The organism is Sphingomonas sanguinis NBRC 13937, from assembly GCF_001591005.1.
In the GTDB taxonomy this organism is placed as follows: Bacteria; Pseudomonadota; Alphaproteobacteria; order Sphingomonadales; family Sphingomonadaceae; genus Sphingomonas; species Sphingomonas sanguinis.
This window is the reverse complement of record NZ_BCTY01000003.1, coordinates 103,625-119,271: the sequence shown is the minus strand read 5'-3', so window position 1 is coordinate 119,271 and position 15,647 is coordinate 103,625. Positions and strand designations below refer to the sequence as shown.

Genomic DNA, 15,647 nt, shown 5'->3' with positions numbered 1-15,647 from the left:
GCGGCGATGACGGCCCGTTTGTTCGGCAAATTGCCCGCTCATGGCGATTTCGTCGCGCGCGGCTGTTCCGGCGAAGAGCGCGCCGCCCTCGACGCCTGGCTGACCGTATCGATGGAGCAGGCGCAGCGGCATTTCGGCCCGACCTTCGCCGAGCGGTTCGACATCGCGCAACCTTGGATCGGCGAGGGCCCCGGCGTCGGCGGCATCATCGCCGCGTCGCAGGATGCGGCCGGGCGGCGCTATCCCTTGATCCTACTGGGCGGGCAGGGGGACGGGCTGGACGATCTGGCCTATGCCGCGATCGCCGAACGCTGGGACGCGGACCGGGTCGTGGAGGCCCTGGGGCCGGGGGCGTCGAGCTCCGTGACCCGCTGGTCGTCGCTGGACGGGCGGGAAGCACGGGACGACGCCTTCCCCCTCGATATCGTGACCGCGATGCTGTCGGATGCGGTCGCATGAACATGCCCCTGCGCCTCGTCAGCACTGCCACCACCCATCCCGGCCTCGTCCGCCGGGTTAACGAAGATCGCCACTGCGAACGGCCCCAGGACGGGCTGTGGGTTGTGGCCGACGGCATGGGCGGCCATGCCCATGGCGATTGGGCGGCCCATGCCGTGGTCCAGGCGCTGGAGGGCGTCGAACTGCCCGCCGATTTCGACGCGGCGGTGCAGACGGTGGCGGATGGGGTGCACAGCGCCAACCGTCGTATCTGGGCCGAGGCGCAGCGTCGCGAGCAGCAGATGGGCTCGACCGTCGTCGCGCTGCTGATCCGGGGCGATCGGTTCGCGGCCTTGTGGGTAGGGGACAGCCGGGCCTATCTGTTGCGCGACGACATGCTGGTGCCGCTGACCCGTGATCACAGCCAGGTGCAGGAAATGGTCGATCGCGGGCTGATCGCGCCGGAGGACGCCGCGCATCACCCGCGTGGCCATGTGCTGGCGCGGGCGGTCGGGGTGGGCGCACGGATCGCGGTCGACGTGGTCGCCGACAGCGTCGAGCCGGGCGACCGCTTCCTGTTGTGCAGCGACGGTCTGTCGGGGCCGGTGGTGGACGAGGAATTGCGGCAGTCGTTGTCGCGCTCCTCTCCCTCCGAAGCGGTCGAGGCGCTGCTCGCCCAGGCGCTGGCGCGCGGCGCACCGGATAACGTCACGGCGATCGTCGTGGCGGCGCAGGAGGCGACGCGTCTGACCTTCGCCGATGCGGGCGGGGGACGCGCATGACGCCGATCGATGGTGACGACGACCGGACCGTCTTCGATCCCGAACGCACGGTGTTTGATGCGGGTGGCGGGGGTGAAGCTGCGCCTGCGCCCCGACCCGGCGGCACTGCGATCAAGGTCGGCGATGTCCTGAACCATATGTTCGCCGTCACCGGCTTTCTGGCGCGGGGCGGCATGGGCGAGGTGTTCGTCGGCGCCAACATCATCACCGACGAACGGGTGGCGATCAAGGTGATGTTGCCCGCGCTGGCGGCCGACCCCAATGTCATCACGCTGTTCCGGCGCGAGGCGCAGACGCTGACCCGGCTGCATCACGAGGCGGTCGTCCAATACCGCGTTCTGGCGCAGGAGCCCGAGCTGGGCGTCCTCTATATCGTCACCGAATATATCGACGGTGCCAGCCTGTCCGACGTCCTGTCCAGCCTGAAGCCCAGTGCGCAGGAACTGGGGGCACTGCTGCGGCGGTTGGCCTCCGGTCTGGCGGCGGCCCATGCGCTGGGGGCGATCCACCGCGACGTCTCGCCCGACAATGTGCTGATGCCCGGCGGGCGACTGGCCGCGGCCAAGCTCATCGATTTCGGCATCGCCAAGGATCTCGATCCGGGCACCGCGACGGTGATCGGCGATGGTTTCGCGGGCAAGCTGGGTTACGTCGCGCCCGAGCAGCTGGGCGATTTCGGCCGGGCCATGGGGCCGTGGACCGATGTGTACAGCCTGGGGCTGGTCATCGCGGCCGTGGCGCAGGGAAGCGATCTGGGTCTGGGCGGGACGCTGGTCGATGCGGTCGACAAAAGGCGTGCGGGCATCGACCTGTCCGCCGTACCGCAGCCGCTGCGATCGGTGGTGGCGGGCATGGTCCGCCCGGACCCGGCCGAGCGATTCCAGACCATGGGCGCGGTGCTGGCCGCGCTGGATGCGGCCGAGGTTCCGGGGGCGAGCACCGGGCGATGGCCGCGCTGGTGGCCGGTGGCGCTGATCGGCGCGCTGGTCGCCGCGATCCTGCTGGGATGGCTGATCTTGCGCGACCGGCCGTCATCGTCATCGTCCGCACCGGCCGCGGTGGCCAGCGACCCGGTTGCCCGCGCCCGCGACGCGATCGACGCGGCCCTGCCGTCGGTCAGCTGTACTTGGTTACGCATCGTGTCGGTCACGCAGAGCCCTGCGGGCCCGCGCGTCGCGCTGACGGGCGTGGCGGGCAATCCCACTGATGCGCAGTCCGAGATCGTTCGCACCCTCCAGGCCCAGGGGCTGACTGCCAGCGCGATCGACTTCGCCGATGTGTCGCCGATCACCCAGTCGGGCTGCGCCGCGCTCGATGCGTATCGCCAGATCCGCGCGACGGGGCGCAATCGCCTGTCGGTGCCACAGCGGCGGTTCGAGATGCGGACCCAGCCGCCGGGCTCGGCCTTTGCGGGCAAGCTGGCCGCGAATGCCATCGTCGGCATCGCGATCGGCGATCCGTCGCTCGATTTCGCGTTGGTCGGACTGGAGCCGTCCGGGGCGATCGACATGCTGATTCCCAGCCGTGCGGCCTTCACGGAGCGATTGCGCATGTCGCGCAACGGCGTACCGGTCACCGATCTGGGCAATGATCGCTACCGCCTGCAACTCGATCTCGATCACCAGGGTTGGTCGGGGCTGTTGCTGGTGACGGGCAAAGGGCCGTTCGATCCGGCGATCATCGCGCCGCCTCTGGGGGCCCGCGATGCCGCCTGGCGCACGAAACTCGTGCAACGCGCCGCCGAACAGGGGTGGCAGACCGACATGATCTGGTTCCGATCGGTCGACGACGCGAAGGACTGAGCGGGAAACAGGTTACTACGGGAAGAAGCCTTCGCTCGGCGGCAGTTCGGCGCTGGCGTCGCGACCGGTATCGCCTGCCAACACCCACCGCCCGTCCTCGCGCGTCGCCACCTGTTCGGCCCGGTGGACCTCGCCCAGCTGGCGCGCGAGGAACGGAAGGGCCGCCCGAATATCCGTTCTCCCGGTCCAGGCGGGCGCCTGTTCGACGCGGTAATCATAACGCAGCGTATCCTTGCCCTCGGGATGCACGGCCACGACCTGCTTGCGGCCATAGCAGAGCAACGGTTCGGCCGGGCTGGTGGGATCGAGCCGACGCAGCCAGATGTCCCGGCTTCCCTCGGTGGTCGGCTCGATCCGCACGCGCGGTCGATCACCGGTAGCGGGCAGGGGGACGCGGCGGACCAGTCCGGCGGCGACCAGTGCATCGACCTTGGGACCGCTCAGAGCGTCGGCACTGAACTCGATCGGCGTGGTGCCCGACAAAAGCGGTGCGCATTGCCGTTGCCCGTCCAGCTGCGCGCGGAGCTGGGCCAGCGCGTCGCCGCGATCGCCTTGGGGCTGGCTCTTCCCCTCGCTGCACGCGGCCAGCAGGACCAGCGTCGCAACCCCCATGGCCCCGACGCGCATCACGTACGCAGCCCCAGCGGGGCGAGCGGTTGCGTCTTGTCCGACAGCCAGGCGAGCACGCGCTCGGCCTCGGCCACTTCCTTCAGACGCGCTTGGTTGACATCGCTTTTGCCGAACCAGCCGCCCGGCGCATAAAAGGCGCTGCCACGGACTTGTTTGTGGACTTTGTCGATCTGGTCCTCGACATCGCCACCCGGCCGGGTCACGCCGACCCATTGGATGGGTCCCCGCTTGGGATCGGTATTGCCGCGCGGATAATCCTTGGAACTCGGCAGCGCGTCGATCGGCTTGCTGCTGTACCGCCCGCCGCCGCCGTAAGGGCCTGCCGGTGCGGTCTGGGTCACCAGCTCGTCGGAGTCGAGCAGCCACAGCATGTAGAAGCCCAGCTCGATTTTGGGCGACAGGCGGGCGGGGTCGATCTTGCCGTTCGGCTTGTTGGCGATCGGCGCGGCGCGCAGCAGGTCATAGGCGCGCTGCTTGTCCCGCTCGCTCATCGACCGGCTGCGCTCGATCGCATCGGCGGCGTCATAGGCCAGCAGCTTGTGATTGATCAGCCAGCTGTTGAGCTGCTTGTCGCGGTTCAGCGGATCGGTCGCCAGCAGGTCGCGGGTGTTGCTCATGGTCTTCACCACCGAGTCCTTGATGGCCTTGCCGGTCTCGTCCTTGACGATGTCCAGTGCCTTGCCGATCGCGAAGGTGGCGGTCGCGTTGCTGGCGACCGCGTTATAGACGCCCAGCGCACGCGAGGTGCTGCGCCCGGCCAGCAGGCGCACCGCCGTGCGGTTCGCGATCACCCGAAGCGACGATGTGGCGGCGGTCGCCATCAGGATCGAACCCGGCAGGATCGCCGCGGCCGTGACGAACAACTCGGCGCGGGCCTTGTCGCTGTCGTCCTGCTTCTTGAAGACGTCGGCATAGCTTTTGTACGCCGTATTATAGGCGATGATATAGGGGTTGCAGACATTGGCCTGCCAAGCATCCACCGCGTCGCTGACCTGATTTCGATAGGTCTGCAATCGATCCGCCACGGACTTCTCCCTGATTGTCCCAAGACGCCCCGTTCCACCCGGAGGACGGTCTATGGTCGCTCGTAGGGGGTAAGAACCGTAAAAGCGATGAAATGCTCCCCCGATACGATGGTTGGGCTTTGTTTCTTGGCGCGGCACCGCCGAAAACGAATGCAATTTCGTAGAGGGTAGGCGTCGTCTTTTCGAGCCGCTACCTACGGGCACGGCGATCAGTAGCGAGAGACAATGCGCATGGCGTATCGGATCGATGAAGGATCACTGACCTCACCCACGCCGTGGCAGGATCAGAGCATCAATGTGCTGATGCCACGGGACGCCAAGGTGCAGGGCACCAGCCTGGTCATCGCGCGCGACCGGCTGGCGCTGGGCCTGACCTTTCAGGATTATGTGATCCAGCAGCGGCAGAATTTCGCGGCCCAGTTGGCCGGGTTCGAGTTGATCGCCGACACTGCCGGACAGATTGACGGTCGCGAGGCGCATTTTCTGGAGATTGCCTGGCGCAGCGACGGCAAACCGATTCAGCAGGTCGTCGCCATGGTGCTTCACCGCGAGGATGCGATCCTGAACTTCACGGGGTCGATCCCGGGCGGCCCGGACGCGGAAAGCCGCAACGCGCTGGTCGCTGCGATAACCTCTTTTACCTTCGCGACCGCCTGACGGAGGGGGTTCGTGGCAGGCGGCATCACCTCTGCTCCGGAGCCGACGGCCGACGAAAAGCTGCGCGCTCTCCGGGAGCGGACGGCCGAGGCGAGCAATGCGGGCACGGTCTCGGCCATCGCCACGACGGGGCATGTCGCCTCGGCAGGCATCCTGGCGGCCGGGGCCTATTCGGCCGGAGCGTCGGGCGGGGTGACCGCACTGAAGTGCTTTGCGGGTCGCGTCGCGGCGCCGATCGCCGGGGCGATGGCGGGGGCCTGGTTGGCCGAACAGGTCCATGCGGACGAAGGGGCCTTCTGGGTCGCGCAGCAATTCGGGGCGCAGCGGATCGCCTCGTCCGGACGACAGGCGGCGCATGTCGAGCACCAGATCGCGCACAGCAACACCTTCAACGGCCTGCTTGCGGGGATCGCGGCCGGGATCGTGGTGGGCGCAGTGGTGGCGGTCAGCGCCGCGGCGATCATCGGCACGGCGGGCATGGCCGCCCCGCTGGTGGGGGCCGCGGTCGCCTTTGGTGCGGGGGCGGCGGGCGGCTTCGTCACCAGCGCGATCGCGGGCGCGGGGTCCAAGACCGCCACCCTGTCCGGGCCGATCACCAGCGGCTCGCCCAACGTCTTTTTCGAAGGCAAGCGGGCGGCGCGTGTTACCGACACGGCGGCCTGTACCAAGCATCCCGGCAATCCGCCCTCGACGATTATCGAGGGCAGCAAGACCATCTTCATCAACGGCCTGCCCATGGCGCGGATCGGCCACAAGCTGTCCTGCGACGCCGTGGTGCAGCAGGGGTGCGAGACGATCCTCGGCGACTCCACCACCGGCAGCTATGGCACGCCGGACGCCGAATTCTCGGTCGCCGAACAATTGCTGCTGTCGGTCGCCGAGGTGGCGGGGATGCGGTCTGCGGTCCGCCAGGGGGGCCTGCTCGACGGCTCGTTGCGGCGGCTGTTCGGCGAGCCGGTCGATGTGGTCACCGGCGACTATGCCGATGCCCGAATCGATTTCGAATATCCAGGCTTGTTGCCGCTGCGGCTGGAGCGGACCTATCCCGGCCGGATGCGGGTCGAGGGGATGCTGGGCCCGCGCTGGATCTGCAACTGGTCTCAGCGGCTTCTGATCGATACGGAGGCGGGCACCGCGCTGCTCGAGGATGCGGGTGGCCAGCGACTGGTCTTCGCGATTGGCAATGACCGTCATGTCGATGCCCGGCACCTCAAGGCGCCCTATTACCGGCTGACCGGACCGCGCGAGGCCCTGCGCCTCTATGACAGCCGCAGCCAGCAATTCCTGTTGTTCGCGCCCGCCCGCGATCCCGCGCTGATGCTGATGGCGGGGATCGAGGACCGGAACGGCAACCGCATCGATTTCGCGCGCGATGCCGATGGTCATCTCCGTGCGATCCGTGTGCCCGACGGCACGACCTTCCGTGTCGACACCACGCCCGAGGGCTGGCTCAGCGCGCTCTGGATGGAGGGCGAGCGCGAGCCACTGGTTCGCTATCGCTACGATGCGGCCGGGCATCTGCGGGATGTGCTGGGCGCGTTCACGGGTGAGTTCCATTATCGCTATTCGCCCGAGGGCTGGCTCAACGGATGGCGGGACAGCGGGCCGACCCAGGTCGAGATCGCCTATGATGCGGCCGGGCGCGTTATCGGCACGCGCACCGGCGACGGCATGTTCAACGACCGTTTCCTCTATTTTCCCGAGGAACGCCTGTCGCGCTATGTCGATGCGACCGGCGCGGTCACCAGCTTTCGCTATGATGCGAACAACCTGGTCGTCGAGGAGATCGATCCGCTCGGCGCACGCACGGTCAGCGAGTGGGACGCGCTGGAGCGGCTGCAACGGCGCATCGACCCTGCCGGTCGCGAGACGCGCTTCGCCTATGACGGCGACGGCCGCCTGATCGCGCAGACCGACTGGGCCGGGCGCAGCTGGGGCTGGCGCTACGACCGGTGGGGCGCGCTGGTCGGGTTCGAGGGACCGGACGGCACGGCCAGCTGGGTCCGCGACCAAGGCGGCAACATCGTCCGCTGGACCGGGGCCGATGGGGTCAAGGGCACGGCGCGCTATGATGAGCGCGGTGCGCTGGTCGAGGAACGCGTCGTCGGCGCGGGCATCGTCCGGTACGATAACGACGCGGCCGGACGGCCCGTCGCCCGTCACGATCCCCCCAGCGCGTCGGGTCAGGAGCGGGTCACCCGCTATCGCTGGGACCGGTTCGGGCGGTTGCTGGAGCTGACCGATCCCGCCGGGCGCACCAGCGCCTGGGCCTATGAGCGGTCGGCGGAGAATCCGCGTGGCGCGGTCAGCCTGGCCCGGACGCCGGATGGCGGCGAAACCCGCTTTGCTTATGACGGTGAAGGGCTGCTAGCCGCGCGTATCCGCGGCGACGGGCAGGCGACCCGCTTCGTCCACGGCGCCTTCGACACGCTGCGCCGGACGATCGACCCGCTCGGCGCGAGCACCGGCTTCGCCTATGACGGCCCGGGGCGACTGGCCGCGATCAGCAATGCGGCCGGTCAGGAATGGCATTTCCATTATGATGCGGCCGGGCGGCTCGCGGCGCAGATCGACTGGGCCGGACGCGAGACGCTCTATCACCGCGACGCGCTGGGCCGCGTGCTCGCCAAGCGGATGCCGGATTCGACCGAGCAGCATTTCGAGTGGGATGATCGCGACCGCATCGCCCGGGTGATCGCCGGCGAGGATGCGATCTCCTATCGCTATGACGAGGCGGACCGGCTGGTCGGCGCGACGACGTGGACGCGGGTCGAGGGCGCAGCCCGACCGATCGCCGATGTCGCGCTGCGATATGATGACAAGGGCCGCTTGGTCGCCGAAGAGCAGAACGGCATCGCCGTCACCTATCGCTATGACGAGGCGGGGCGCTGTACCGGTCGCACCAGTCCCAGCGGCACGACCCAGCTGCGGTTCGACGAGGCGGGGCTGCTGCGCCGTTATGAAAGCAACGGCCATGCGCTGCGCTTCGACCATGATGCGAGCGGGCTGGAGACACTGCGCGAGGCGGCCGCGATCGGGGTGCGCACCGCCTTTCAACTGACCCAGGCCTATGATCCGGCAGGCCGCCTGGCGGAACAGCGCGCCGGGGGTGTGGCCGTGTTTTCGGGCGCGCGGCAGGGGCCGGGCGATTTGGTGCGCCGTTACGATTGGGATCGTGCCGGGCGGCTGGCGGGGATCAGCGAGGCGGGGACGTCTGTCGCGCGCGGCGACACGCGTTTCCACTATGACCTGCGTGACCAGGCCGTTGCCGTCGAGCGTCCCGGCGCGCGCGAGGCCTATCGCTACGACGCGTTGATGAACTTGGCCGAAGGGCTGGCGGGCGAGCATCGCTACTGGCACGACTGTGTGGTGAAGGCGGGGGCCAATCGCTTCCGCTACGATGCTCGTGGGCGAATGGTCGAGCGCGTTCTGTCCGAGCAGGGCTTCCGTCCGCGTCGCTGGCGTTATCGCTGGGACGGGTTCGATCGGCTGGTTGAGCTGGAAGGGCCGGATGGCGCGCGCTGGCGCTATACTTATGACGCATTCGGGCGGCGTGTCGGCAAGGTGTTGCTCGGCGGTCCGACGGCGCGGCGGGTCGACTATGTCTGGCAAGGCACGTCGCTGGCCGAGGCCTGGCATCGGTCCGGTGCAGGCGAGGGCGACCAGAGCCTCTCGGTCGAGCGCTGGCATTTCGAGCCCGACGGTCTGCGGCCGCTGGCCAAGGAACTGGTGCCCGCCGGTGTCGACGCCGAACCGATACCGGCCGAGGCGCAGTGGCTGCCGATCGTCGCCGACCAGCTGGGCGCGCCGCATGCGCTGTTCGGCGAGGACGGCCAATGCCAATGGCGCGCCGAGCCCGAACTCTGGGGCCGCACCCGCACCGCCCGCGCGCTGCTGCGCGAACGCGGTGGCGGCGCGGCCGAAGGAGAGTGCGGGGCGTCACCCTGCGCACTGCGCTTTCCCGGGCAATGGGAGGATGCGGAAAGCGGGCTGCACTACAACCTCAACCGCTATTACGATCCCGAAACCGGCCAGTATCTGTCCCCCGACCCGATCGGCGTCGATGGCGGCCTGCGGACCCATGCCTATGTGCATGACCCGTTGCAGTGGATGGACCCGGAGGGGCTTCAGGACGCACCGGGAACGGTCAAATATCCAATTTCAGCTTCGTTAAAGCCCCAGTTAGGCGGACGTACAACAGGCGTAAATCGCGCTTGGGCTCTGGAACGACAGCTGGTCAGCACGACTGGATCGGGAACCGTTAACTGGACGGATGCGCAAAAAGCTGAATTGCTCAGGACAGGCACGGTTGAAGGCTATACCGGACACCATATAAATAACGTTGCATCTGCACCGGATTGGAAAGGTGATCCACGCAACATTCGATTTCTTAAAAACGGTAAGGTTGGCATGCCGAATGACCACCTTCATGCGTTAACAGGCCACCGGGGTGATTATCATAATGATACCAAAGGACGCTTGATTGATCGTCAGGCAATGATTGACGCTTTCAAAGCAGGATGCGGATAGGAATATTATGGATTATCGCGATACCTTTAAGCAGTGGGTTTCCACCTTGGATAAGTGTGATCTTGCTTACCGCGTGGAGTATCCCTCTGAGAATGATAAAGAATATCTGGAGCATATATTTGGCGTAGATTTTATTCGCGCTTTTAAGGAGGTGGGTTACGCGGGTGGAATTGAACTGCCTTGGACTGCAGAGACTTTGTCTTTCTTTGCGCTTTCGGAAATTGTAGAAGCTCAGGCGGGCTACCGTTTCGATGCTAATACGGGGCAGGCCTCAGAGGCATGGGATGCAAATCATTATGTTATTTCTGCATGGGCTGGAGACCCTGTTACGATCGACGTAAGTGGCGTTGTATGGTTTTCTCGTCACGGTGAAGGAAAATGGCAGTATAAACGCTTGGCGTCCAACTTTTGCGAATACTTAAATATTCTGGATAGATGGGCTGATTTTTTTGTAATCGAAAATTCGAAAGATATATTTGATGATGATTTTTCGATACCAAAAAGTATTTGTGAAGAGGTAAATAAATCAGTGATAAATTCGCTTGGGTCTGAAGAAAAGTCAAATTGGCTTGAATTTCTATTTGACTAAAAATTATACTTATGAAATCAAAGGAAATGTGATAAAACTTACGGTGAGGCTGTGCTAGTTGGTCAGCGTGTAGGTGTTCGCCGGTGTCGACGCCGATACGATGCTGGCCGAGGTTCAGTGGTTGCCCCTAAGTGTCGATGTTGACGGCCGGCAACGTCAGCGACGGTAAAGCGGCGCCTGCGCTTCTCGAACGGGCCGGGCGCATGCGTTATCTCGTTGGTGACAGAGGCTATGACGCCGACCGACTGCGCCGCTCGCTCCGCGATGCTGGAGCCATTCCCGTCATTCCGGGCGACGCAACTGGAAACGAGCCATCCGATACGACAAGGACCGATACCGTGGCGGGCACCTCATCGAGATTGCCTTGCTGCCGTCTCAAAGACTTCCGCCCTGTCGCCACCCGCTACGACAAACTCGCCGCCAACTTCCTCTCAGGCGTCGCCATCGCAACCGCTCTAGTATTCTGGATCTAATTGAGTCTTATCCCTAGGTAACGGGAAGGTCGGTCTCGCTCCTCCCATTACCACGTCCGGCAAAGCACGGGGCCACTGCCTTGCCCTGTGGGTGCCCAACGGCCGAGCCGGCACCCGATCGGCCCGTCGCAAAATCTCTGACCATCTCGACGGAAAGATAAGGCTGCTGCATCTTGGATGACGAGGGGAGCCGCGTGCATTCGGATCAGCTTATCGCCTGGGTCGGCCGTTACATCCTGCCGCATGAGCGGCAGTTGCGGGTTTGGCTGCGCGCGGCGTTCCCGGCTGTCGACGTGGATGACGTGGTGCAGGAAACCTATTGCCGGATCAGCAGGCTCGATGGGTTCGCCCATATCGACGACCCGCGCCGTTACTTCTTCCGCGCCGCGCGCAACGTCGTGCTGGAGCAGATCAGGCGCGAGCGGGTGGTCAGCATCGACGCGGCGAGCGGTCTGGCCGAGCTGGACAATGCACCCGACCTCTCCCATTCGCCCGAGGAGATCGTCGCCGAACGGCATATGCTGGCCCGCATCGAGCGGCTGATCGATGCACTGCCGGACCGGGCGCGGCAGATTTTCCGGTTGCGCAAGATCGACGGTATGGCGCAGCGTGACATCGCGATGCGGCTGCATATCCCTGAAACCGTGGTGGAAAATGACGTTGCGCGCGGGCTGAAGCGGATTCTCGACCAGTTGAGCGAGGAGGAAAAGGCCGAGCTGCCGATCCGCCGCCGCGAACGTCGGAACGCACGTGCGACCCGTCACGAAACGGGAGGCTGGCGATGATCGACGACATCGCCTGTCGCTGGGCCGCCGCCATCGACCGGGGCCTGGATGGCGAGGAGGATGCCAGGCTGGCGGCTTGGCTGGACGAGGATTCGCGGCACCGGGGGGCTTTGCTGCGCGCCACGGCGGCGCTGGGGCTGCTCGATCGGGTGCGTGCCCTGTCGGGGCGATCCGATGAAGGGGAAGGGCGGGCGCCGGAGCGCGATCGATGGCATTGGCGACGATGGGGCGGCGGCGCGATGGCCGCCGCGCTCGTTGCCGGGCTGGGCCTTGGCTTCTGGCCGGACCGGGCGGAGCGGATCGATACGCGGATCGGCGAGATTCGGCGGATGCCGCTGGCCGATGGATCGGTCGCGCTCGTCAATAGCGGCACGACGCTGCGCGTGGCGTTCACGCCCGCCGAGCGACATATCGACGTGAACAAGGGCGAGGCCTGGTTCCAGGTCGCGCACAATCCGAAACGCCCCTTCGTGGTGGCGAGCGGCCCGTACCGTGTCCAGGCGGTCGGTACGGCGTTCGATGTCCGGCGGGAGGGCGACGCCGCTCGTGTCGTGGTGACCAAGGGGGTAGTGAAGATCTGGTCGGTCGACAGCGCCGATCCGCCGCGCGCCGTGGCGGCGGGCCAGTGGGCGGTGTTGAAACCGGGCCGTATGGCGGTGCGGGCCATGGAGCCGCAGGCATCGGACCAGCAACTGGCGTGGCGGGAAGGGCGCATCGTGCTGGACGACATGACGCTGGGCCAAGCGGCGGCGGAGTTCAACCGCTACAATAACGACCAGTTGGAAGTCGCGCCGCAGCTGGCCGGGCGGCGGGTCGTGGGCTGGTTTCGCATCTATGACGTCGACGGTTTCGCCGCCGCCAGCGCCGCGATGGTCGGCGGCCGGGTCGAGCGCCGCGAACTTCCCGGCAAGGGCGATGTGACCCGCATTGTTCTCCAGTAAAATCCTTTTAAAAAATTTCTGACCGCACCGACGGAAACGAAGCGGCCGCGCATCCTTGGATCAGCGCCATATGAAGCGCGTCAAAAATTCCAGGGAGGGGTGTCATGCGCAGCCAGATTCTGACCATTCCGTTCGTGTCGATGGTGGCCATTGCCGCCGGGATCGCGTCGCCTGCCGTCGCCGCGCAGTCGACGGTTCGCAACTTCGACGTTCCACGCCAGCCCGCGACCACCGGACTGGTCCGCTTCGCCCAGCAGGCCGGTATCCAGATTCTCGCGCCCAGCGACGTAACGCGTGGGCAGATCGTCTCGGCAGTCAGGGGGCAGTTGAGCATCGAGGAAGGCCTGAAGCGACTGATCGCGCCTAGCCGGCTGCGTCTGGTGTCGTTCGACGGACGCACGGCGGTGATCGGTGCGGCGGCTCCTGCGAAGCCCCGCACGGTCGATTACGTCGCGCCGCAGGATGGCGGGATGACGCCGGGCGGTGCGCAGGCAGGAGCTGCCGGTGCCACCTCCCCGGACGAGACGGCGCAGGCCGATGCGGGGGCGCAGAGCGAGATCATCGTCACCGGCAACACCTCCGATCGCCGGACGCTGTTCAACTCCTCGTCCAATGTCACCCTGGCCAGCGCGGCGGACCTGCTGCGCAAGGCGCCGCGCTCGACTGCCGAGACGCTGGAACTGGTGCCCGGCGTCTTTGTCGAAGGCACGGCGGGGCCGATCTCGAACAACTATTCGGTGCGCGGCCTGCGCGGGGGCGCGCAGACCTTCATCACGCTGGAAGAGGATGGCATGCCGATCCTCTATGGCGGCGGCGGTGCGGATTTTTATTTCCAGAACGACATCACCATCAACCGGCTGGAAGCGGTCGAGGGTGGCACGTCGGGCGTGCTGGCCCCCAATGGCGCGGGCGCGACGATCAACTTCATCTCGCTGAAGCCCGACCATGACAAGGCGACGGCGATGGTGCGCTATACCGGCACCACTTATGGCGACCTGCGTGCCGATGGTTATTTCTCCGCGCCGATCGCGGATGGCTGGGCGTTCAACGTCGGCGGCTATGTTACCTCGCAAAAGGGCGTTCGCCGTACGCCTTTCACCTTCAACGCCTATGACGTGAAGGCTATGTTGGAGAAGAAATTCTCGGGTGGCGGGCTGGTCCGCTTCACCGTCAAGCATGGCGACAAGCATTTCCCCTATTATGCGGACATGCCGTTCCGCGTGTCGGCCAATGGCGATATCAGCAGCGTGCCCGGCCTCGACCTGAAGCGTGACGATGCGGGTGGGCGCGGCTTTACCCAGTTCCTGGTGCCCAATGCGCCTGCGACCGGTGAGAGCCTGCGCCGGTTCAGCTCGGCCGAGGGCGTTCATGTGAAGGCCAATACCTATCGCATCGATGTCGAGGTGCCGGTCAGCCCCAGCCTGCGCCTGTTCGGCCGCGCGCGCTATCTGGACGGGTCCTATGATTTCAACGGCATCTTCCCGGGCAGCGGCTCGGGAACCGCGGGCCTGACCTCGGCGCTCAACTATCTGACGCCGGCGTCTTCGCCGCTGGCCGGGCTGACCCCGCTTCAGGGTTCGCCGTTGACCTATTTCCAGGTTGCGGCGCTCCGCTTCCCCGGCGTCGCGCAATATGGCCTGCGCAACATCCGCACCGGGCAGGTGATTGCCGCGTCGAACACCGCCGCTCTCAACGGCCTGAACGGCAATGGCCTGCTTCAGCAGACGGTGCTCAACCATCAGACGTTGACGACCAAGGATTTCGGCAGTGATTTCGGCGCGAAATGGGATTTCGGCGGCGGCAATATCGACAACTCGCTGACCGTCGGCGGCATGGTCTATAACGTCCGTCGTTCCAACAACCAGTCGGCGGTCGCCACCGTGCTGAACGACGTGCGCAACGATTCCAACGTCTATGACATGGTCGCGCTGAACGCAGCGGGCGGCGTGCTGGGATCGCTGACCAACAATGGCATGGTTAATTACGGTAATTGGGGGCAGGGCCTGTTCAATGACGAGGTGACGTCGCTGTCGGCCTATTTCAACGACGAACTGACCATCGGCGACCGGCTGCACATCGACTTCGGCGCGCGTTACGAGCATCAGCATGTTCGGGTCGACATTGGCAACAGCGCCGCCGTCAACGCCGCCGTGCCTGCAGGAACGCCGGGCCTGTACGACAATGTCGGCAGCACGTTCAGGGGCACCTATACCCGCCAGACCGCCAATTATTCCGACTGGGCCTATACGGCGGGCATCAATTACGAGCTGACCGATCATGTCGCGCTCTATGTGCGCGGCGCGCATGGTTTCCAGACCAATGGCGGTGACACCGGCGGCACCCATGCGCCGTCCGGGCTGACGCTGTACGAAGGCGGCGTGCGGTTCAAGGCCAATGGCTTCAACGCCTCGGTCATCGGCTTCCGCACCGAGTTCCGCGACCAGTCCTATCAGTTCATCAATCCGGCCAATCCGGCGCAGGCGAGCAACGCGTTGGCGGATAACTTCACCAATGGCGTGCAGCTGGACGCGACGCTGCGCCCGGTCGAGTTCTTCAGCCTGAACGTACAAGGCGTTTATCAGGACCCCAAGCTCAGCAACCTGCGGTTCAATGGCGTCGCCCAGCCGCAATATGACGGCAACACGCCGGAGCGTACGCCCAAGAAGCTGCTGACCGTCACCCCGTCCTTCGTCCTGCCCGGCGGGCTGGGCGAGATTTACGGGCGGTACAAATATGTCGGCAAGATCTTCGCCGACAGCGGCAACGGCATTGCGCTGCCCGAATACGGGGTCTTCTCGATCGGGGCGAGCATCGACGCCACGCCGCGCCTGAACCTGTCGGTCAGCGTCGACAACCTGACCGATGTGAAGGGCTTTACCGAGGGCAATCCGCGTCAGGGACAGACGCAGACGATCGTGGACGGCTACTTCTATGGCCGCGCGATCATCGGGCGCAATGCGCTCTTCAGCGCGACGCTGAAGCTGTGAGGAGGAAG

12 protein-coding genes are annotated in these 15,647 nt (G+C 65.7%); 10 read left to right on the top strand and 2 right to left on the bottom strand.

From position 1 onward, the window contains the following. Positions 1-6 precede the first annotated feature (6 nt). The 3 genes from tagF to SSA01S_RS20135 are packed head-to-tail and all read left to right on the top strand — an operon-like array spanning position 7 to position 3,022. Positions 7-459 (top strand): type VI secretion system-associated protein TagF, encoded by a 453-nt coding sequence (tagF, locus tag SSA01S_RS03195; RefSeq protein WP_061779184.1) that lies wholly within the window; start codon positions 7-9, stop codon positions 457-459. After that, complete coding sequence (locus SSA01S_RS03190; protein ID WP_061779183.1) at positions 456-1,220, top strand: PP2C family protein-serine/threonine phosphatase; 765 nt, start codon at positions 456-458, stop codon at positions 1,218-1,220. The genes tagF and SSA01S_RS03190 overlap by 4 nt, the downstream gene beginning before the upstream one ends. Then, positions 1,217-3,022: a serine/threonine-protein kinase gene (locus SSA01S_RS20135; protein ID WP_061779182.1), complete on the top strand. Its 1,806-nt coding sequence runs from the start codon at positions 1,217-1,219 to the stop codon at positions 3,020-3,022. The genes SSA01S_RS03190 and SSA01S_RS20135 overlap by 4 nt, the downstream gene beginning before the upstream one ends. 15 nt (positions 3,023-3,037) lie before the next feature. On the opposite strand, the gene SSA01S_RS03180 is transcribed toward SSA01S_RS20135, so the two are convergent. Next, positions 3,038-3,649, bottom strand: a complete 612-nt coding sequence (locus SSA01S_RS03180; RefSeq protein ID WP_501193775.1) for an SEN1982 family lipoprotein — start codon at positions 3,647-3,649, stop codon at positions 3,038-3,040. Continuing rightward, entirely contained in the window at positions 3,649-4,677 is a 1,029-nt protein-coding gene (locus SSA01S_RS03175; RefSeq protein WP_156477649.1) for a hypothetical protein, read from the bottom strand. The genes SSA01S_RS03180 and SSA01S_RS03175 overlap by 1 nt, the downstream gene beginning before the upstream one ends. Before the next feature lie 231 nt (positions 4,678-4,908). On the opposite strand from SSA01S_RS03175, the gene SSA01S_RS03170 reads away from it, so the two are divergent. The 7 genes from SSA01S_RS03170 to SSA01S_RS03145 all read left to right on the top strand — a co-directional run bounded on the left by SSA01S_RS03170 (position 4,909) and on the right by SSA01S_RS03145 (position 15,639). Then, positions 4,909-5,334, top strand: coding sequence for a DcrB-related protein (locus tag SSA01S_RS03170; protein ID WP_167348883.1), 426 nt, complete (start codon positions 4,909-4,911; stop codon positions 5,332-5,334). Positions 5,335-5,346: 12 nt separating this feature from the next. After that, a complete protein-coding gene (locus SSA01S_RS03165) occupies positions 5,347-9,864 on the top strand; it encodes an RHS repeat-associated core domain-containing protein (protein ID WP_061779179.1) in 4,518 nt (1,505 codons plus the stop codon). Between the two features lie 7 nt (positions 9,865-9,871). Continuing rightward, positions 9,872-10,453, top strand: a complete 582-nt coding sequence (locus tag SSA01S_RS19425) for a hypothetical protein (protein ID WP_156477648.1) — start codon at positions 9,872-9,874, stop codon at positions 10,451-10,453. A 137-nt stretch (positions 10,454-10,590) separates the two neighbouring features. Next, positions 10,591-10,926 carry a transposase gene (locus SSA01S_RS03160; RefSeq protein ID WP_082794901.1) on the top strand — a complete coding sequence of 112 codons (336 nt, stop codon included), beginning with the start codon at positions 10,591-10,593 and terminating at the stop codon, positions 10,924-10,926. Between the two features lie 194 nt (positions 10,927-11,120). After that, complete coding sequence (locus SSA01S_RS03155) at positions 11,121-11,711, top strand: RNA polymerase sigma factor (RefSeq protein WP_244885540.1); 591 nt, start codon at positions 11,121-11,123, stop codon at positions 11,709-11,711. Continuing rightward, complete coding sequence (locus SSA01S_RS03150; protein WP_061779178.1) at positions 11,708-12,652, top strand: FecR family protein; 945 nt, start codon at positions 11,708-11,710, stop codon at positions 12,650-12,652. Before SSA01S_RS03155 ends, SSA01S_RS03150 begins: the two co-directional genes overlap by 4 nt. 104 nt (positions 12,653-12,756) lie before the next feature. Next, complete coding sequence (locus SSA01S_RS03145) at positions 12,757-15,639, top strand: TonB-dependent receptor (protein WP_061779177.1); 2,883 nt, start codon at positions 12,757-12,759, stop codon at positions 15,637-15,639. Positions 15,640-15,647: the final 8 nt, after the last annotated feature.